This window comes from uncultured Kordia sp. (assembly GCF_947496985.1).
Taxonomy (GTDB): Bacteria; Bacteroidota; Bacteroidia; order Flavobacteriales; family Flavobacteriaceae; genus Kordia.
Genome location: NZ_CANMEZ010000001.1, coordinates 753,044 through 773,396 on the forward strand (window position 1 = coordinate 753,044; position 20,353 = coordinate 773,396).

Below are 20,353 nucleotides of genomic sequence, written 5' to 3' on the forward strand. Positions count from 1 at the left end.
AAGTAAGTCTTTACTTTCAAATTAAAAATTTAACAAGTCAATATGTAATTATTTTTCGTTCTGTGAGTTTTTTTGTCGGTATAAGTTCAGATACTCACGTAAACGCTTGTTCTTTGAAACTTCTCAATACTCACTTCTCAATACTCACTTCTCAATACTAAAACCTTTTTCAATCACAAACTCAAAAGCCGCCTTCTTTTTCCCGTCTTTATCAATGATTCCAAACTTTTTCTGCGGATTCGTTCGCCAAGGACGACTTCCCACAACCGAACTTGGAACGTTTTCAAAATCATATAATGTCCAGGCAAGATATGAGATGTTTTGTGATTGTAAAACTTGTTGCATTTCTTTGAAATAAGTTGCTTGTTTCTTTTCAGAACCTGCAAATGGTCTCCAAAATCCACCGTAAGACGATTGTCCAAATTCTCCCAAAATGATTGGTTTGTCTGTGATTTTTGCTTTTAAATCTAGGTACGATTGCTCAAAATCAGCTTTGTCTTCATAATAATGAAAAGACACAAAATCGAGCTTATCTTGTAGTAAATGTGCGCTTTCCGTATTTGACCAACCAATAGTAACCATGCGTTTATTATCAATTGATTTAACTAATGAAATCATACTTTCCAACCAAGCCAATACGTTTTCTTTTCCACGTGATTCAAAGTCTAAATTCGGTTCATTTTTAATGTCCCATGCCACAATTGCATTATGATTTTTAAACTCGGAAACAATCGTTTCTGCATGTCGTTGTGTCAAGGTCCAGTCTAAGATTTCATAGTTTCCGTAAAAGTCAAAAAGTGTCAGTACAACTTTGAGTTTTTTAATTTCGGCAGCATCTAAAACCTGTTGTAGTTTTTCAAGTTTATCTTGTTGAACATTTGCTTTGCCAAAATCTTCATATTGCACAAATATTCGGATGGTATTTAAACCTGCATCTTGTATAATATCAAAGTCTTTTTTGATGGTTTCAATGTCAAATTCATCATCAAACATGTCCCAAGGCGTTGCTTGCGGATAGTAATTGATGCCTTTCAAATTCAAGTTGGAAACTGCTTTCGTTTCTTTAGATTTTGCAACTGTTTTCACACGTTCTTTTACCAAATGACGCACACGCCAAAAACCGTCTTCTAGTAATAAAACTGCTTTGTAATTCGCTACTTCTGTAGTTTCCATCACAAATTTTCCATCTTTATACAATTGCTTGTATTCAACCACATTCTCGTCTTTCAAAACAATAAGTTGTCCGTCTGCACTAAAGAATTCAATATTTGGTTGATGTGAAAGTGTTGTTGCATCTACAGAAATATTTTCCTGCTGATTTTGTGTGATAAATGCAAAAATATTTTTGCGTGCACTATCCGTATAAAAATCATCAATTCCTGTGGTTTGATTGGTTTTGTATGCCACATGTTTTACATACCAAGCGTCTAAATAATCATTTTCAATTTTTGCAAGTGTTTGTTCGTCCAATTCTCTTCCTTCATTTCCATCTTCCGTCCAAATCATTTTTGGCGAATACACTTCCGCTTTTTCAACTTCCGTATGCAACATTTTGCTTCTGTCTGCACCTGTATTTAGGTAACTGAATGAACTGCTAATTAAGAAAATTAGTAGAGAAATGATGAACATGTATGAAAACACTAAGAGTCCACGCATGATATTTTTGTCTGCTTTTACCATAGTTTTTTTGCTTGAAATGTTTTTGTAATTCCTGCAGTTGTAATCTCTATATCGTAATTTCCATTATTGAAAATGTTCGAATTCAATTCAAAATTCACAAAGCCATCACGTGATTCTTTTAGATATTCTTTGATTATTTTTCCGTTTTGGGAAACGATTAATTTTACTTGCAAACCATCTGGAATAAGTTGATTCATAAAGCTTTTCAAAGGTCCTACTTCAATGTTTCTATTATTTTCTGAGAACGAAACTGTAAAATCTTCAATCACTTTTTTATACGCAAGTGAAATTGTGTTACTTTCCGAAATTCCAGTCACGTAGGCTTTTACATTCCAGGTTTCTTCATGATCTGGATGAATCATTTTTGCTGTGGCAACACCATCAATTGTCATTCCTGCAGTTTTCAAAATGTTCCCTTTAACATTTGTGATGAAGAATTCCACATAACTGCCATCGCTCACAATATTATTGTGCTCATCTTTTAATACTGAAGTCGTAAAAGTCGTGATTTGATTTCCATCTGCATATTCATGTGATCGCTTGGCAAAAATTTCAAAATCAGTAGAAATTGCTGGTAAAACATTTACTGTATATTCTTTAGAATTCAAGCCTAAACATTCCGTTGCCAATAACATTCTGCCGCTTTCAGTTGGCGCATAAATGCGTTGATATGTTATTAAATTCTTCGTGAGAATTGTTTCTTGTTGTTCATTGGCTAAAAACTGACGTTTCAAATCGACTTCTGTATTTTCCTTTACAGGATTGTCCAAAGCATCCGTTGGAATCACAACTAACATTGTATAATCTTTGTTTCCAGCTTCAATACTTGGCGGACCAACATAGGTTTCCATAGTAACAGGAATTGCTTGCGAAACAATTGTAAATGTTCCTGAAAGTGCGTTTTTCGTATCTAAAAGTTTCCAATTAACAACTCCGATTTTGTTACAAAGCTGTGTTGGAATTGTATATTGTAATTCCTCATTTTTTATGTTTGGACTGATTAAAGTTGTTCCATAACTATTGGCGCAATACAATTGAATAGAAGCATCTTGCGTTCCCGAAAATCGCAACACAATAGTTTCACCAGCCGTGAATTCTTGTTGGGTGGTTTCTAGTTGAATCGTTTCGGTAGTATTCGCACTGAATCCATTCGCGCTTGACGCAAATACTAAAAAGCATAGTATGTATTTTAAGTTCATCATTTTGGATTTCCGATATACGCATTCATTTCAATTTTCACATACTTATAAATTGGATGTGAAATTTTTTGTAACACGTTGTAATTTTTTCTGTTAGGGATAATTTTATTGGAGATGTCTTCGTTTGGCAAACCATTTACATAGCAGTTTTCCATATCTGTATTAATCGTTTTTACATCTTCATTTTGCAAAATTTCATATGAAAAAGGTTGTTTACGTTGTTGCCGAATTCCCTTGTCTAAAAACTGATGATCTACCCACGAAAGTTCTTTATTTTCATCATAATATGAGATCAACAATTGCGGAACCGTAATTTCTTGCAATCCACTATTGAACAGGTTTCCTTTGATTGTTTTATGGTTGATATTGAGGTCGCTTAACACAATATTTTTGTACAAATCTGAACCAGATACATTTCCTGCCGCTTGCAAGTTGAATTTCGTTGGCGTATCTGCCAATTCTACAGGCGTAAACTCATCTGGATTGAAGGTTTCAGGAATGGAATCTTGTGTTTTAGACCATGCGATTCCTTCAAAGTTGATACGGAACGAAGTCACTTCTTTCGGCATGAGTTTGTGCTTCATATGATATTTTGCATTGTAGGTTGCCAATTTCACATTTTTGTCGTTGTACAAGGTTCCTTTTAGCACAACATCTGCTGGTACGTTGTCTATATTTTGCACTTCTCCAACAATGGCATAATGACCATTATGTTGCACTAATTTTGCTATAATAATTTCTAAAACAGGTTGTTTTAATACATCTTCATGATAGGTTTGTTCGGTTGTAATTCGTCGTCTTCCGTGATTGAAATACGCTGTTTTATTGTTTGAGAACAATTGATCTGGCGGCAAATCAGTTTCTACAGTTTCTGCTTCTAAAAACCATTTTCCATTATGTTTAACAATCGTTTTATAGTCCGTTTTTTCAATTTTTTCTAATGGTGTTATCCACTTTGTCATGACTTTCATTGTGGCCAAACTGTCCGTTTTAGTTGTGATTTCAGTTGTTATTGCGTCTAGCTTCGCATATGAACTCAATAGTCCGTCCGTAGATGAAATTTCTAGCATATACTGTGCAATCGTAATTCCATTTTCTGGATTGATAAAACTGTGAGCCGTTTCAAATTCTTTAAAATCGAGCGCATCGTAATAGGCTTTTACCACATTTTCGGGTGAACGTTGCGCATCATTTTTGATATAAAACTGATAGGTTCCAAAGCCTAATATTCCAATCATTAAAATTGCCCAAATATGACTCGTTGTAACAAGTTTACTAGAGAAGTTTGCATAGCTTTTGTTGAATTGAATATATTCTTTAGCATCGGTTCGCTTTCGCTGAATGTATCTCAGAAATATCGGCTGAATATTGAATATAAATGCCAATATCAATGTTAGGAACGGAACAATTCCCCAAGCGAGTTTTTGCCAGGTTGAAACTTCATCTTTTGGTAAAATGGAAGATAATGGCGGAACGTTTAATTTTTCCCAAACCATGATTCCGTTTTCTAGTTGTGGCAAACGCTGCCAGCCACAGAAATAAAGAATTGGATCGTAAAATTTATCGTTTGAGAAGATATATTTTAAGTTATACTTTTCTGGGGTTGTTAAAAATTGTTGCAATGAGCCAATTCCGGCAACACCTTTGAATTTTGAGTTTTCCAAACGCTCTATTGGTCGTGTTGTGAGCTCTGGCAAACGACGTGCAGAATGGTAGTTTCCATCAACCGATAAAGCATTTGTTTGTGCAGCTAACCAAGCCATTTGATCGCCAAAACCTAAAGTCAGATAGCGCCATTGATCATGTTGATCTTGATTGAGAAAATTCACAATTGGTAACATTTTTATTTTCTGCGGTTGTGAAGGTCTGAAATAACCTAAACTCATCGTAAAAATCGTCATGAAGACAAATAAAACTGCCAATCCGCCACCAATAATTCTATGATAAATAGCGCCAAATTTTTCTTGTAAAAGCGCTTTTAAATCTGTTTCAACAAAACGATATACAAATTCGCCAAACATTGGCAACGACATTATTGACGCCCAAAGTGTGAATCTATCCAACGTTAAAATATTAAACGCTGTTTCGCCTAAAATCATACGTGGAATTGATGTTGTACCACCAGTTCCTAACACAAATAATAGTGTGATTGATAATCCAAAGAATAGATAACGTTTGCTGTAATATCTGTAAAATATGTATGGTAATAGGAAAAGTAAAATTCCCCAAGGAATTAAAAAGAAAACTAATCCTGACGATGTGATTTCTAAGAAATGATCTCTGGATCCATGTGGAATTGGCACTTGTGTAATTGGATTGTTTTTAGAGTTAATCCAATATGGAAGAATACATCCGACAATAATTACCAATGAACTTATTCCAAAACCTATAATACGCTTAAAAAGCTTCCAAAAGTTTCTCCAAAAGACAAGAAACGTCACTTCTTTCATTGAGTTAACGCTTTCACGAGAGGAATCCATAATTACCATTCCGATTAACGGAAAGATAAAGAAAATCATTCCAAATATTGGTGTTACATGATGTGACGTTACCGTAACAGCTATTAGCGAAAGCGATGTAAATAGATATTTGTATTTGCCGGTTTTTAACCAGAGATAAATCTCCGGAAGGGCATGCATTAATACTGCAATTCCAACTATACTTGGTAATTGTCCGAAGATGTGCAAGGTTTCTACAAAAGAAGAAGAGAAAACTGCTAGTATAGCAGCATACCCAGCAACTCTTCTGTTTCCTGTTATGAGTAACGAAAAACGATATGTACCAGTAATGAATAGTATAACTGCAATAATGGCTACTGTAAATAATCCGAATTTTAAACCTCCAATAAACGACAATGCGCCAATAGATTGATGCACTAACGGTGGATAACTCATTACCGTAAATCCTGTGTACCATTTGTAGTTCCAAGGTTCAAACCAACTATTGGCGTAATGATCGGCAAAGAATAAATGTATTAATGCATCATAGGTAGTTTCCAGTGTAAAAAAGATAGACGTACCATGAAACACTACTCCGAGAAGTACTGCTAATAGTAATAGTTTGTTTGTCGTCTCTTTCATTCTGTGATGTAATGTGTTTTCGTTGAAGTAAAGATAAACGGTGCAATTTTTAATTGGACTAAAGGAAATTGCATTTCGTCTAAAGATAGTACCGTTTTGAGTACTTCTGGCAAAATCTTCAGCGAATCCGTGCTACTTTTGACCTGTAAGTCATTCGGAAAACAATACAAACACTACCGAACACTACATAAAAATATTAATCATTAAAACACAGCACGATGAAAATTTTAGCTATTGACGACCAAAAATTAGTTTTGATTCCTTTAGAAAGCAGATTAGCTGAATTAGGATATGAAGTGTTAACAGAAACCAACGCATTGAAAGGTGTAGAACTATACGATTCGTTTCAACCAGATTTAGTAATTGTAGACATGAATATGCCAACTGTTTCTGGAATGGAAATCGTAAAACACATTCGTAGAGGCAGACAAGACAATACTCCGATTATGATATTATCTGGTAATACCGATGATGAAATGATTACAAAAGGTTTCGATTTAGGTGTGAATGATTATATGAAGAAACCGTTGAGTTTGAACGAAGTTTGTGCTCGTGTAAAACGATTGATTGGTGTTCCTAAAACAACAAATGTAGTACACACAAATACTGTAATGATTCAACAAAGATGTGTTGGTGTAGTGATTCCATGTTACAACGAAGCAGAACGTTTGTTGAGTACTGAGTTTACAGATTTTATTGATAAGAACTCTGGATATCGTTTGTGTTTTGTGAATGATGGAAGTAAAGATGCAACCTTGGAAGTTTTACACGATTTACAGAAAGGAAGAGAAGATTTTATTACGGTATATGATTGTGAGCAAAATGGTGGAAAAGCAGAAGCTGTAAGACTTGGAATGTTGCATATGGCAAAGCAAGAAGATTTAGATTATATTGGATTTTTAGATGCTGATTTGTCTACGGACTTGGCTGATTTTGATGAATTGGTTTCCACCATTGAAAATTCTGAATTCAAGATTGTTAGCGGCTCAAGAATTAGCAGAATGGGCGCAAATATCACCAAAGAATCAGCTAGAAAAGTGATTAGTATGACGATCAATTTTATTATCAGAACCATTTTATCAATGAACTTTAAAGACACACAATGTGGTGCAAAAATTTTCCATAAAGATGTAATTCATCTTGCATTTGATAAAAAGTTTATCACGAAATGGTTGTTTGATGTAGAAATTTTTATGAGAATGCGTAAGCATTTTGGACTAGAGAAAGCTAGCGCAATGATGTGTGAAAAGCCTTTAAAACGTTGGATTCATGCAGATGGTTCAAAATTATCAATGAAGGATTCGATTAAGATTATTGGTCAGTTAGGACAAATAGCTTGGTCATACAGAGGTAAAAAAAAAGTTTCAGCTAAAGCAGTAAATACAGGTTTTGAGATTGCTTAAATAAGCTTCTCAGAATTGAATTTCATAAAGTTTCCCCTTTTCCCCTAAACCTTAAAATATTTTACATGATGAAGATTGGAATTTTAATAGTATTCCGTAATGATGAAAGCAAAATTGAAGTACCACAATTTAGTAAACTCTTTGCTGAAACAACGAAATTGAATGTTTGCTTGGTAAATAATGGAAGTACCGATAACACATTGAAATTATTGAAAGAGATTCAAGAAGAATCAAGTGCTACAATTTCAATTATTGATGTCAAGAAAAATAGAGGTCACAATGCTGCTATTAAAGCTGGCGTTCGGTATTTGAAAAGCATAGAAGAGTTTTCTTATATTTTGTGTTTACAAAAGTATTCTACTAAAGATTTTATAATTCTTGAAAAGGTATTTACTATTGTACAGCAAGAAAAAGATATCGTAAAAAGCTTGTTTACAAAAACAAAACAATTCATTCATAAAAACGTATTTTCGTTACATGGGGTTTTGGAGAAAGCGAGTTAGGTGGTCAGATATTTGATGTTCGTTTTTTCATTGTTATGTGAAGCTGAATCACATTTCGACTTCGCTCAATGCAAAAGTTCTACTTGATGAAGATTGTCTAATAATCCTGATTCTTGAATCAATCTACTTCTTCCCTTCAACAACAACTACAATTTCTCCTTTTGGTGGCTTGCTTTGATAATATTCTAATACTTCTTTTGCGGTTCCGCGAATGGTTTCTTCGTAGAGTTTGGTGAGTTCGCGAGAAACAGAAACCTGTCGATCTTCGCCAAAGTATTCACAGAAATGCTCTAAAGTTTTGACCAATTTATGTGGTGATTCGTAAAAAATTATCGTGCGTGTTTCTTCTGCTAAGATTTTAAAACGCGTTTGTCTTCCCTTTTTTACAGGTAAAAACCCTTCAAAAACAAACTTATCATTTGGCAATCCACTATTTACTAATGCAGGTACAAAAGCTGTTGCACCTGGCAAACATTCTACACCAATATTATTAGCAATACATGCACGCGTTAATAAAAACCCAGGATCGGAAATTGCAGGCGTTCCTGCATCACTAATCAACGCAAAAGTTTCTCCTGCTTGTATACGTTTTACAAGTGTTTCAGTAGTTTTATGTTCGTTATGCATATGATGACTTTGCATAGGTGTTCCTATTTCGAAATGTTTTAGGAGTTTTCCACTCGTACGTGTATCTTCTGCTAAAATTACATCAACACTTTGCAGAACCTCAACAGCTCTAAAAGTCATATCTTGTAAGTTTCCGATGGGTGTAGGAACGATGTAAAGTTTCATCAATGCTAGGTTTAGAAATTAAAATTAATGTGAAATTTCGTTTCAAAAGTAACTATTAAAAAAATATAAGCCCTAATTCTCTTATCTTTATTGTTATATATACGCAACCTTTTACCATTTTGCGTATCATTTATTATATATGAACCGATTATTTTACCTGTTTTTCTTACTAATATCAACAACTTTATGGAGTCAAACCACTGACTTATCTGTAAGTATTGAAGTTGTAGATACAAATGGAAATACAATTCCGAATGTTTTTCTTTTTCAAGAATTTAGCTATATAGCTACCGTAAGTAATTCGGGGAATACAGTCAGTAACGCTACTTTTTCGCAGCAACTACATCCAAATATAACTTTTGTTTCTGTATTAAGTATCAACCCATTAGGAGGTGCAAGTATGGCATCAAATTTAGCTTTTGATAACGGCACAGATACCATTACAGGAATGATTCCTAATATGCCCACAAACTCTAGTGTGCAAATTCAAATTAATGTTAGAGCACCTATTTCTTTAGGAGGAATTTCTACAACTGCCGAGGTTTTTCCACCAACAGGAACAACAGATACAATGCCCGATAGTAATATTGCCATTATATCGATGGATGTGAATAATATTCCTATAGATTTTTCAGTTGATTATGAACAAGTTTCACCGTCATCTGGAACTGGAATTACCGCTTGGGGCGATCAAGTTACTTTTGAAGTAACCATTACCAATAATAGCGCTATTGAATATCCTATTAGTGAATTCAGCTTATCGCAATCCATACAATCGGATGCCATATACGGAACGGCACTTGTGCAATTGATTTCTGTCTCTTGTATTGACGCTACAAATGGTGTACAATGTCCTTCCAATTTAGGCCTAACAACAGGGAATCCGTCAGTAGTAATTCCTACTACAGCATTGTATCTTTATGAAAACCCTATTATTTTCCCGTCACAATCAAGCTTAACATTTAGTGTTACCTATGCATATTTTGAAGGAAATTGTGGAGAAGTTCCTGGGCTTATTGTTGGACGAAGTTTTGCTTCTATAGGTTTTGAAGATCAATCACTTAATGGCGTTAATTCAAATATTGAACTCACAGATTTACTATTTGCAAGCCTATGTCCATGTACTGATGTATCAATTTTTACAGTAAAAACAGATCCGCCAGGAAGCGCAATTATTTCAGACTTTAATCAAACGGTAACTTATGAAACAACAGTAACTAATAATGGTCCTTTGGATACAACCATTCTTTTTTACTTACAAAATCTTGGATACCCTTGGGAAATTTTATCTGTAGAATGTATCAGTGCTACTGGAGGACTCAATTGTGGTGATGTTGTATATAATACAATGCCTGCACAACAGTTTTGGGAAGTAAATAATTTTTTCATTCCGTCTGGAGCACAAATTGTTACACGAACTGTTGTTCGGTATAATGAACCTATTTGCCCTACTGATATGATAGTTCCATCTACATACAGAAGTACCATTAATATGTTAGAACATATTGATTGCAATCCGGATGATAATAATGAGTTTGGAAATGTTTTTCTTCCCATTGCAATGGGAACTGACGAATGTGTAGATGCATTAGATTTTACGCTAACCAAAACACAAGTAGCTCCTGTATTGCCATTAGGCGGCTCAGCAAATGAACCTATTCCATGGGGAAACATTACTTATCATATTACTGCAACAAATAATAACTTAGTTACAATTCCTTTAACAATGAGTGATTATTATGGAGCGCCACCAACAAACCAAATTCATGAAGTAACGGCTATTTTACAATCTGTCAATTGTATTGAAACTACTGGAACTGCTGACTGTATTACGGTAACAAATGCGAATATAGGTATTGCTTACACAAATGAAGATGCTATTTTTTGGGAAATTACTGCTGATGAAAACTGGGAATTACCAGCAGAAAGTTCAGTTACGTTTGAGGTTGTTGTTAATTGGACACCAGAATGTTCAAGTGATGTAACCAGAGTCACCAATAGTGTTACGAGTTCTGTTATAGATTTAGATATTACAAAAGTAGCGAGTGCAAATAGCTATTTAACACCTTGCGTAGATTTAATTATACAAACATTTCCATCGTCGCCTACCGTTCCTATCAATACTAATTTTGAATGGATTGTAGATATAACCAATAGTGTTGTAAGTTCAACTGCAACAGATGCGGTATTTAGTACCATAGTCAACAATGCATTTACGATTACAGGAACACCTACATGTACGATTACTAATGGAAATGCTACCTGTATTAGCACTTTTAATATAAATGGAAATACAATTGACGGTATTATTCCATTATTAGATCCAGAAGCAAGAATTCAAGTACGAATTCCTGTAACAGCGCCAAATTTTGGAGGTTCGTTTAATAATAGCGCAGAAGTACAACCCGATCCTGCAAATAATGGAGAATTTGATCCAAGTACCAATATTTCTATTTCTAGCGTACAAGTAATTTCTCCACAAGTTGAAAAAAGTTTTGTACCTGATGAAATTTTAGAAACACAAACTTCCTTACTCACATTTACAGTCAGCAATATTCCTGGAAACACAGCACAATCAGGTATTTCCTTTACAGATAATTTACCAAATGGAATTGTTTTAGCTGGCAATCCATATTGGGTAAATAGTAATGGTTGTACCGCTGATTTTGTAGGCTTAGTAAATGACGATTTTGTCGGAATTACCAATTTGGTATTTCCGGATGGTGCTGCCGAATGCACTTTTGCGGTACTAGTTACTTCTAACACAAGTGATTTGTATACAAATGAATTTACAAATTTCTCAAACTTAAACAATATTGATGCTACCAATGCATTTGCAACGCTGAATGTGTTGCCACTTCCACCAAGTGCAGATTTAGAAATTTCTTTAATATCTAACCAAACTGACTATTGTGAAGGTGACGAAATTACATTTACACTAAGCATTACAAATAACGGACCTGATGATGTAGGTAATGTTTCTGTAACACAGTTTTTAAATCCTTTAGGTTTTACGTACATATCAGACAATGCAAACGGAACATACACAAATGCAACTGGAATTTGGGAGCTTCCTAACATTTCTATTTCAGCTGTAGCTGGAAACAATACATTTTCTGCAGAGGTTGTTGCCACTATATTAAATGTAGATGTTGCATTGACAAATCAGTATGAAAGTACCGCAGAAATTACCGCTACAAGTATCACAGATTTAGATAGTGATGTTACCACAAGTTTTGATAGTGATGATTTAAATGACGGACTTCCAGATGATGATGAAACTACTTTACAAATTAACGTTTTTGAAATTCACAATGATGTTGATGTTATGATTGATGACGTGGAAATTTGTAATGGAAGTTCCACTACGCTTAGCATCAACAATCCAAACAATTTATATACATATAATTGGTATGCAACTTCAAATCCTGATCAAGTTATTTTTACAGGAACTAGTTTTGAAACACCATTTATTACCGCAGATACTTCGTATGAAATTGAAGTCATCAACCAGAATAATTGCCCAGGCATTAGCAGAGCACTTGTAAATGTAACAACTGTAAATTGTATTGATTTAGGGCTAGAAAAAACCGTAGATACACCAATGCCTTCTATTGGAGAAACGATTTCATTCACAATTACGATTACAAATAATAGTACGGACGATGCAACTAATATTGTTATTGAAGAGTTGTTGCCAAACGGTTACGAATATGTTTCGCACACTACAACTTTAGGTTTATATGATTCAAACACGCAATTATGGTCAATTTCAAATCTTCCTGCAGAAAGTTCTGCAACATTAAGCTTAACAGTTACAGTTATTAAAGGTGATGATTATCAAAATATTGTTCAAATTATCAGTCAAGCTGAAATTGACTTAGATGATGCAAATAACACAGCGCAAGCTATTACCTTGCCTGATTGTTTGGAAATTCCGAGCGGTTTTTCGCCCAATAATGACAACGTAAATGATGTTTGGGAAATTGCTTGTTTAGAAAATTTCTCAGACAATGAACTGATCATTTTCAATCGTTGGGGAACAGTTATTTATAAAGCTCGAAACTACGCAAATGACTGGAATGGAACATCAAACCAAGGAACTGTTATCTTTAAAAAAGACGAAAGATTGCCTGTAGGAACATATTTTTACATCCTAAAATTACAAGGAAATACTGTTAAAAAAACAGGTTGGGTTTATATCAATTATTAGTTTTCTTTGAATTTTCAAAATAATATTTCGTCATGCTGAACTTGATTCAGCATCTCATCAAAATTCTCTTCTCGTTATGAGAAACTGAATCAAGTTCAGTTTGACGACTTAAAAACGTATAAAAAACTATGCGAACTTACGCTCAATAATTTCCATAAAACGTGTTTCGTATTCTTCTTTTCCTTCCCAATTATTATAATCAGGTTTAATCATATTATAAATAAATTCCTTTGCTTCTGATTCAGATGCTGTCGTATTTAATTGAGAGATCACTCTGTTATAATCTTCCTGATTATCACCAAATAAATGTTTTGTAAATGCAATTCTATCATTCAATCCAATAGAAATTCCTGTATTCAAACGATCATTTAACGACTTAGGTTTCTCCTCTACTTTTGGAGTTTCAACTTTTTTGGCTACAACCTCAACTTTAGGAGCAACAGCTTCCACTACAACTTCTTTTGCAACCTTTTCAACAACTTCATCACTCTTTACAAATGTTGGTTGTGGCAATACGTCTGCTAAAATATCTTCTAGTGTTTCTTGCTCTTTATCTTCTGGCATTTCGGCAACCATATTCTTAATAGTTTCCATTAAAGGTTCTATTAATTCATCTTGCTCAGGATCTTCAGCTACCAAATGATGACGAATAATATCATCTTCTTCAGCATTCTTTTCTACCTTATCATGATTGTATACATTTTCCAACGTTTGGAAAAAAGAAGAATCTGCATAATCAGGTACACTGTCTTTAAATTGTTCTTCAAAAAATAACATTACTGACAGTTTTTCAAAAACTTCCTTCGCTTCTTTATGTAATGCAACTACATCTTCTTTGCCCTTTAACTTTAGGATACGATGTGCGATACTTATTAAATCTCCTTCTAATTTTTTCTTCATAACTTTTTAAACTAAATGTCGTTGTATAACCTTTGGTTTTTTAGTAAATTTGTTCCACCTTTACAAAAACGAGTATAAATTCGTTTTCGACTTGAAAATTACAAAATGTTTCTCGAAAATACAGTAAATCATAAAGAACAATTTGGTTGGATTGAAGTTATTTGTGGTTCAATGTTCTCTGGAAAAACCGAAGAACTGATCCGCAGACTCAAAAGAGCCCAATTTGCAAAGCAAAAAGTAGAAATTTTTAAACCAGCCGTTGACATTCGATATGATGATGAAAAAGTAGTGTCGCATGATGCTAATGAAATTCGTTCTACGCCAGTCCCTGCAGCCGCAAATATTCGCTTACTTGCTGATAATTGCGATGTTGTTGGAATAGATGAAGCCCAGTTTTTTGATGATGGAATTGTTGCTGTTTGTAATGATCTTGCCAATAAAGGAATTCGCGTTATTGTTGCCGGACTCGATATGGACTTTAAAGGAAATCCCTTTGGACCAATGCCTGCATTAATGGCAACTGCCGAATATGTCACCAAAGTACACGCTGTATGTACACGTACAGGAAATTTAGCCCAATTCAGTTTCAGAAAATCTAAAAGCGACGATCTTGTGTTGCTTGGAGAAACTGATGAATATGAACCACTGAGTCGCGCTGCTTACTACAAAGCAATGCTAAAAGAATCTGTGAAAGAGATTGAAGTCGATGATGCTCATGAAATCATTCCTAATGAACAATCAGACAATTAACTACCAAAATGTTACACATTCAAGAATCTGTCCTAGAAATCAATTTTAAAGCGCTAGCACACAACTACAAGTTTATAAAATCTAAAACAAGCGCGGGAACTAAAATTTTAGCCGTCGTCAAAGCATTCGGATACGGCAGTGACGCTGTAGAAGTTGCCAAATATCTTCAAGATGAACTTGATGTTGATTATTTTGCAGTCGCGTACATCCGAGAAGGTGCTTATTTAAGAGCTGGCGGAATTACAAAACCAATTTTAGTATTGCACCCGCAAGTTGTAAATTTAAAACATGCCATTGCATATAATTTAGAACCTAGTTTATATAACGATCGTATTTTTACCGCTTTCGCGAAAGAAGCCGCAAAACAAGGAAAAAAAGAATATCCTGTTCATATAAAATTCAATACAGGTTTAAATAGACTTGGTTTTTTTGAATCTGATATAGATCATGTAATAAAAAAGTTAAAAACCTTAAAGCAACTCAAAGTAGTTTCTTTGCTTTCTCACATGGCAGCTTCTGAAGATCATAACGAAAAAGAATTTACTTCTACTCAAATAAAAACATTTAATCAGATTAGTGCTACGTTTGAAAAAGCAATGAATTACAAACCTATATTACATATGGTAAATACTTCTGGAATATTCAACTATCCAGAAGCACACTTCGATATGGTTCGTACAGGAATTGGTTTATATGGCTTTGGAAACGAAGCAAAATTTGATAGTCAGTTACAACCAGTAGCTTCCTTAAAAACAGTCATTTCTCAAATTCATCGCATAGAAAAAGGAGAAAGTGTTGGATACAATAGAGCTTTCATTTCTGATGATTACAGAACAATTGCTACGCTTCCTTTAGGACATGCCGACGGAATTAGCAGACAGTTTGGAAATGGTGTTGGTAGTGTTGTTATAGATGGAAAGCTTGCTCCAATTATTGGAAATGTGTGTATGGATATGATCATGGTTGATATCACAGGAATTCGTTGTAATGAAGGAGATGAAGTCATTATTTTTGGTGAAGGACAAACTGCTGATGAACTTGCTGCAAAAATAAATACCATTTCCTATGAATTGCTTACAGCAGTTTCACAACGAGTAAAACGTGTATTTCTTCGATAATAAATAAGCCCTACTTGTTAACATATGTTAAAGTTGTGCTATTTTTTATTAAATTTAGATTCAATTAATAACTAACAATCAAATATTATGTTGAAAGAATTTAAAGAGTTTATTACTGGCGGTAATGTAATCGAGTTTGCCGTCGCAGTAATTATGGCAGGAGCTATTGGAGGTGTTGTAAAAGGATTTGTGAGCAATATTGTAATGCCAGTTGTAGGATACTTTACAGGTAATACTGATTTTTCACAAAGGAAGATCGTTTTAACAGAAGCCGTAGTAGATGCAGCAGGAAAAGTAACTACACCTGAAAATGCTATTATGTGGGGAAATTGGGTAAATGCTATTGTAAACTTATTAATTGTAGGTTTAGTAATGTTTATCATTGTAAAAGCTTACAACAAAACCAAAAAGAAAGAAGAACCAGCTCCAGAAGAACCAAAAGGACCTTCACAAGAAGAGCTATTAGCTGAAATTAGAGATTTATTGAAAAAATAATCTTTTTCAATATATATACATAAAGCCACTCTTTACAGAGTGGCTTTTGTGTTATATGTAACTTTTTGTGAAATATTTGATATTTGCCGTTTTTTATACAAACCGCGCTGTAATTATTCCTAATTTTGTACAACACAATTAATTTTATGAAATGTAAAAGTCACAAAAATGATTTTATTAATGTTTCATATACTATAAAAATACACTAAAAACAAACTCATGAAAGTAGCAGTCGTTGGCGCAACAGGAATGGTAGGAACTGTGATGTTAAAAGTATTAGCTGAGCAGCAATTTCCTGTTTCAACATTAATTCCAGTAGCTTCTGAAAGATCTATAGGAAAAGAAATCTCATATCAAGGAAATGCATATCCTATTGTAAGTATGCAAGACGCCATAAACGCAAAACCGGACATCGCTTTATTTTCTGCAGGTGGAAATACCTCATTAGAATGGGCTCCAAAATTTGAAGCGGTTGGCACTACTGTTATTGACAACTCTTCTGCATGGCGAATGGACGAGGCTAAAAAATTAGTCGTTCCAGAAATTAATGCAAAAGACCTTACAGCAGCAGACAAAATTATTGCCAATCCAAATTGTTCTACCATACAAATGGTAGTTGCATTGGCACCTTTACACGCGAAATATAAAATAAAACGTATTGTAGTTTCTACCTACCAATCTATTACAGGAACTGGTGTAAAAGCAGTTCGACAGCTAGAAAGTGAATACGCTGGCGAAAAAGGAGAAATGGCATATCCGTACCCAATTCATAAAAATGCATTGCCACATTGTGATGTATTTGAAGAAAACGGATACACTAAAGAAGAAATGAAGTTAGTACGTGAAACACAGAAAATTTTAGACGATAAAACAATTGCAATTACCGCTACTGCCATTCGTATTCCTGTAGTTGGTGGACATTCTGAAAGTGTAAATGTTGAATTTGAAAATGATTTTGACGTTACAGAAGTTCGCAAACTATTAGATGAATCACCCGGAATTATTGTACAAGATAATCCAGATACAAATGTATATCCAATGCCAATATATGCAGAAGGAAAAGATGAAGTTTTCGTAGGTAGAATTCGTCGCGATGGTTCACAACGAAATACATTAAATATGTGGATTGTTTCAGACAATTTACGCAAAGGAGCTGCTACCAATGCAGTTCAAATTGCACAACATTTAGTAGACAACGAATTAGTCTAACATAAATTATCAAGATAAACACTGAATTTTTTAAAGTTCACATTATAATTATATAAAAAGGCACTTCGACTCTGTTCAGTGCCTTTTTTACATACAAATAACTACAAATCAACATATTATTACAAAGTGCTAATTATTCCTCTCATCGAAATAGTTAGTGATTTTTCTATCTTTTTCATACCTTAATACAGTTAACTAACTTAAAAACCTCGTGTATGAATTCGAATTTTACTAAAATTATCCGTTTTGTATTAGGATTAATTCTCATCGTATTTGGTGCTAACAAATTGGTAATGATTTTTTATGAAGCTGGTTTTATGCCACAACCTTCATTACCCGAAAACGCAAACAGTTTTATGACCTCACTAGGTGCTACAGGATACATTTTACGTGTAGTTGGCGCTTTGGAAGTATATATTGGAATCTTGCTAATACTTAAAAAGTGGGTGCCTTTTGCATTAATTTTACTAGCTCCAATTTCTGTAAATATTTTATTATTTCACTTTTTCCTCGATCTATCAGGTGGAATGATTGGTGCGCTTATTGTAGCCTTGCTAAACGGAATATTAATTTACAAACACTGGCCACAATTTAAGCCGTTATTTTATTAATAAAAATCTTAGTATTTTGTTAAAACCACTTCCAATTGTTTGAAGTGGTTTTTTTTAACCTAAATTTGAAATAAACCAGTCCTGTTTAGGAAATACACATAATCAAACCTCAATAACCATTGAAAATGATTATTTTGTAAATTCCATCTGACAAATCAAAAACTAAAACCATTACCAGATGAAACAATTGTTAAAAATTAGTTGTCTCGCAGTGCTTTTCTTCTCTTGCGAACAAGAACCCGAAAAAAAAGAAATTATAGTGACATATCCTGAAACGCAACAAAAAGAAGTTGTAGATACGTATTTTGATACCGAAGTAAAAGATCCTTATCGTTGGCTTGAAGATGATCGTTCTAAAGAAACAGAAGCTTGGGTAAAAGATCAAAACAAAACAACATTTGGCTATTTAGACAAAATTCCTTTTCGTGAAGCTATTAAAAAGCGTTACACGCAATTGATAAATTATGAAAAAATAGGCGCACCTTTCAAAGAAGGTGATTACACTTATTTTTATAAGAATGATGGATTGCAAAACCAATATGTAATTTACAGACAAAAAGGAGAAGGAGAAACAGAAGTGTTTTTAGATCCAAATAAATTTTCAGAAGATGGAACCATTTCTCTTGGTGGTAGTTTGAGTTTTTCTAAAGATAAAAAAACAGTTGCGTATCCAATATCAATTGGAGGAAGTGATTGGAGAAAAGTAATTATCATGGATGTAGCTTCAAAACAAGTTGTTGAAGATACATTGGTAGATATCAAATTTTCTGGAATTTCTTGGAAAGAAAACGATGGGTTCTACTATTCTAGCTATGACAAACCAAAAGGAAGTGAGCTTTCTGCAAAGACAGATCAACATAAATTATACTATCATAAATTAGGAACATCTCAAAAAGACGATGAATTAGTATACGGTGGAACACCTGCTGAAAAACATAGATATGTTGGTGGTGGCGTTACTGAAGATGGAAAATATCTATTTATTTTTCCAAGAGTTTCTACATCTGGAACTAAAATGTTTATGAAAGATTTGTCAAAGCCAAATAGTGATCTCGTAACTATTTTAGACAATACAGATACTGATTCATATGTAATTGAAAATGTAGGCTCTAAACTGTATATCATGACTAACATGAATGCTCCAAACCAAAAAGTAGTTACCGTTGATGCAGCTGATCCTAGTCCTGAAAATTGGGTAGATTTCATTCCTGAAACAGAAAATGTGCTCAGCATTAGTATAGGAGCTAACTATTTCTTTGCAACCTATATGGTTGATGCTGTTTCTAAAGTATTACAATATGATTACGATGGGAATTTAATAAGAGAAGTAAAACTACCAGGTGTTGGATCTGCTGGCGGATTTGGTGGAGATAAAGAAGATGAAACATTATACTATTCATTCTCTAACTACAAAACACCAAGCACTACATATACATACAACCCAAAAGACGGAACTTCTAAAACGTATAGAAAACCAGGCATTGACTTCAATCCTGATGAGTATGAAAGTAAGCAAATATTTTACACATCAAAAGATGGGACAAAAGTTCCAATGATTATTACACATAAAAAAGGAATCAAAATGGACGGAAAAAATCCAACGATTCTTTACGGATATGGAGGATTCAATATTTCATTACGTCCTTCATTTAGTGTTGCCAATGTAGTTTGGATGGAACAAGGCGGAATATATGCTGTACCAAACCTTCGTGGTGGTGGAGAATATGGTAAAAAATGGCACAATGCAGGTACAAAAATGCAAAAGCAAAATGTATTTGACGATTTTATCGCTGCGGCGGAATATTTAATCGCTGAAAAATATACCTCAAGTGATTTCTTAGCCATTCGTGGTGGATCAAACGGAGGATTATTAGTTGGTGCAACTATGACACAGCGTCCAGATTTGATGAAAGTTGCTTTACCAGCCGTTGGTGTATTAGACATGTTACGTTACCATACATTTACTGCAGGAGCAGGTTGGGCATATGATTACGGAACTGCAGAAGACAGCAAAGAAATGTTTGATTACTTAAAAGGCTATTCACCAGTGCACAATGTAAAAGAAGGTGTGGAATATCCTGCAACAATGGTTACTACAGGGGATCATGATGATAGAGTTGTACCAGCACACAGTTTCAAATTTGCCGCGGAATTGCAAGCAAAACAATCTGGAAACAATCCTACACTAATTCGTATTGAAACCGATGCAGGACACGGAGCAGGAACGCCAATTACAAAAACTATTGAGCAATACGCTGATATTTTTGGCTTTACCCTATACAATATGGGCTTTGAAGAATTGCCAAACAAAGCAATCTTAGAAAAATTTAAGGACTAATTTTCTTTAAGACACATCATACAAACCGCCAAGTTGAAATCAATTTGGCGGTTTTGTTTTAT

The 20,353-nt window shown here is 34.1% G+C and carries 14 protein-coding genes; 9 read left to right on the plus strand and 5 right to left on the minus strand.

Translation table 11 applies throughout. The features are described from left to right. Nucleotides 1–144: 144 nt before the first annotated feature. From Q0828_RS03495 to Q0828_RS03505, 3 genes are read right to left on the minus strand one after another with little or no spacing between them, the layout of a single operon-like run. Nucleotides 145–1,680 (minus strand): glycoside hydrolase family 2 TIM barrel-domain containing protein, encoded by a 1,536-nt coding sequence (locus Q0828_RS03495; RefSeq protein ID WP_298417718.1) that lies wholly within the window; start codon nucleotides 1,678–1,680, stop codon nucleotides 145–147. Next, the gene (locus tag Q0828_RS03500; protein WP_298417719.1) at nucleotides 1,674–2,879 is read right to left on the minus strand and encodes a hypothetical protein; all 1,206 of its coding nucleotides are present in this window, start codon (nucleotides 2,877–2,879) and stop codon (nucleotides 1,674–1,676) included. The genes Q0828_RS03495 and Q0828_RS03500 overlap by 7 nt, the downstream gene beginning before the upstream one ends. Continuing rightward, nucleotides 2,879–5,959, minus strand: coding sequence for a hypothetical protein (locus Q0828_RS03505; RefSeq protein ID WP_298417721.1), 3,081 nt, complete (start codon nucleotides 5,957–5,959; stop codon nucleotides 2,879–2,881). The genes Q0828_RS03500 and Q0828_RS03505 overlap by 1 nt, the downstream gene beginning before the upstream one ends. 218 nt (nucleotides 5,960–6,177) lie before the next feature. Between Q0828_RS03505 and Q0828_RS03510 the strand changes: the two genes are divergently transcribed. Beyond that, a complete protein-coding gene (locus Q0828_RS03510) occupies nucleotides 6,178–7,362 on the plus strand; it encodes a response regulator (protein ID WP_298417723.1) in 1,185 nt (394 codons plus the stop codon). Between the two features lie 65 nt (nucleotides 7,363–7,427). Further along, complete coding sequence (locus tag Q0828_RS03515) at nucleotides 7,428–7,865, plus strand: glycosyltransferase (RefSeq protein ID WP_298417724.1); 438 nt, start codon at nucleotides 7,428–7,430, stop codon at nucleotides 7,863–7,865. 123 nt (nucleotides 7,866–7,988) lie between these two features. Here the strand turns inward: Q0828_RS03515 and rsmI are convergent, their stop codons facing one another. Further along, a complete protein-coding gene (gene rsmI, locus Q0828_RS03520; RefSeq protein WP_298417726.1) occupies nucleotides 7,989–8,660 on the minus strand; it encodes a 16S rRNA (cytidine(1402)-2'-O)-methyltransferase in 672 nt (223 codons plus the stop codon). Between the two features lie 136 nt (nucleotides 8,661–8,796). Here rsmI and Q0828_RS03525 point away from each other — a divergent pair, with 136 nt between their 5' ends. Further along, nucleotides 8,797–12,870, plus strand: a complete 4,074-nt coding sequence (locus tag Q0828_RS03525) for a gliding motility-associated C-terminal domain-containing protein (RefSeq protein ID WP_298417728.1) — start codon at nucleotides 8,797–8,799, stop codon at nucleotides 12,868–12,870. Between the two features lie 126 nt (nucleotides 12,871–12,996). Here the strand turns inward: Q0828_RS03525 and Q0828_RS03530 are convergent, their stop codons facing one another. Next, nucleotides 12,997–13,770: a hypothetical protein gene (locus tag Q0828_RS03530; RefSeq protein ID WP_298417729.1), complete on the minus strand. Its 774-nt coding sequence runs from the start codon at nucleotides 13,768–13,770 to the stop codon at nucleotides 12,997–12,999. A 105-nt stretch (nucleotides 13,771–13,875) separates the two neighbouring features. On the opposite strand from Q0828_RS03530, the gene Q0828_RS03535 reads away from it, so the two are divergent. The 6 genes from Q0828_RS03535 (at nucleotide 13,876) to Q0828_RS03560 (ending at nucleotide 20,291) form a co-directional block, all read left to right on the plus strand. Further along, complete coding sequence (locus Q0828_RS03535; RefSeq protein ID WP_298417730.1) at nucleotides 13,876–14,520, plus strand: thymidine kinase; 645 nt, start codon at nucleotides 13,876–13,878, stop codon at nucleotides 14,518–14,520. Between the two features lie 8 nt (nucleotides 14,521–14,528). After that, nucleotides 14,529–15,638, plus strand: coding sequence for an alanine racemase (gene alr / locus Q0828_RS03540; protein ID WP_298417731.1), 1,110 nt, complete (start codon nucleotides 14,529–14,531; stop codon nucleotides 15,636–15,638). Between the two features lie 87 nt (nucleotides 15,639–15,725). Then, nucleotides 15,726–16,133 carry a large conductance mechanosensitive channel protein MscL gene (gene mscL / locus Q0828_RS03545; protein ID WP_298417733.1) on the plus strand — a complete coding sequence of 136 codons (408 nt, stop codon included), beginning with the start codon at nucleotides 15,726–15,728 and terminating at the stop codon, nucleotides 16,131–16,133. A gap of 219 nt (nucleotides 16,134–16,352) precedes the next feature. Beyond that, the gene (locus Q0828_RS03550) at nucleotides 16,353–17,342 is read left to right on the plus strand and encodes an aspartate-semialdehyde dehydrogenase (RefSeq protein ID WP_298417735.1); all 990 of its coding nucleotides are present in this window, start codon (nucleotides 16,353–16,355) and stop codon (nucleotides 17,340–17,342) included. Nucleotides 17,343–17,557: 215 nt separating this feature from the next. Then, nucleotides 17,558–17,953 carry a DoxX family membrane protein gene (locus Q0828_RS03555; protein ID WP_298417737.1) on the plus strand — a complete coding sequence of 132 codons (396 nt, stop codon included), beginning with the start codon at nucleotides 17,558–17,560 and terminating at the stop codon, nucleotides 17,951–17,953. A gap of 178 nt (nucleotides 17,954–18,131) precedes the next feature. Continuing rightward, entirely contained in the window at nucleotides 18,132–20,291 is a 2,160-nt protein-coding gene (locus Q0828_RS03560; protein ID WP_298417739.1) for a prolyl oligopeptidase family serine peptidase, read from the plus strand. Nucleotides 20,292–20,353 lie beyond the last annotated feature (62 nt).

Bases quoted from the DNA above. Each gene is read 5' to 3' on its own strand.
- Q0828_RS03510 (WP_298417723.1), top strand. From the start codon at position 6,178: ATGAAAATTTTAGCTATTGACGACCAAAAATTAGTTTTGATTCCTTTA.
- Q0828_RS03555 (WP_298417737.1), top strand. From the start codon at position 17,558: ATGAATTCGAATTTTACTAAAATTATCCGTTTTGTATTAGGATTAATT.
- Q0828_RS03500 (WP_298417719.1), bottom strand. From the start codon at position 2,879: ATGAACTTAAAATACATACTATGCTTTTTAGTATTTGCGTCAAGCGCG.
- Q0828_RS03560 (WP_298417739.1), top strand. From the start codon at position 18,132: ATGAAACAATTGTTAAAAATTAGTTGTCTCGCAGTGCTTTTCTTCTCT.
- Q0828_RS03525 (WP_298417728.1), top strand. From the start codon at position 8,797: ATGAACCGATTATTTTACCTGTTTTTCTTACTAATATCAACAACTTTA.
- alr (WP_298417731.1), top strand. From the start codon at position 14,529: ATGTTACACATTCAAGAATCTGTCCTAGAAATCAATTTTAAAGCGCTA.
- Q0828_RS03505 (WP_298417721.1), bottom strand. From the start codon at position 5,959: ATGAAAGAGACGACAAACAAACTATTACTATTAGCAGTACTTCTCGGA.
- Q0828_RS03535 (WP_298417730.1), top strand. From the start codon at position 13,876: ATGTTTCTCGAAAATACAGTAAATCATAAAGAACAATTTGGTTGGATT.
- Q0828_RS03530 (WP_298417729.1), bottom strand. From the start codon at position 13,770: ATGAAGAAAAAATTAGAAGGAGATTTAATAAGTATCGCACATCGTATC.
- Q0828_RS03550 (WP_298417735.1), top strand. From the start codon at position 16,353: ATGAAAGTAGCAGTCGTTGGCGCAACAGGAATGGTAGGAACTGTGATG.
- Q0828_RS03495 (WP_298417718.1), bottom strand. From the start codon at position 1,680: ATGGTAAAAGCAGACAAAAATATCATGCGTGGACTCTTAGTGTTTTCA.
- mscL (WP_298417733.1), top strand. From the start codon at position 15,726: ATGTTGAAAGAATTTAAAGAGTTTATTACTGGCGGTAATGTAATCGAG.
- Q0828_RS03515 (WP_298417724.1), top strand. From the start codon at position 7,428: ATGATGAAGATTGGAATTTTAATAGTATTCCGTAATGATGAAAGCAAA.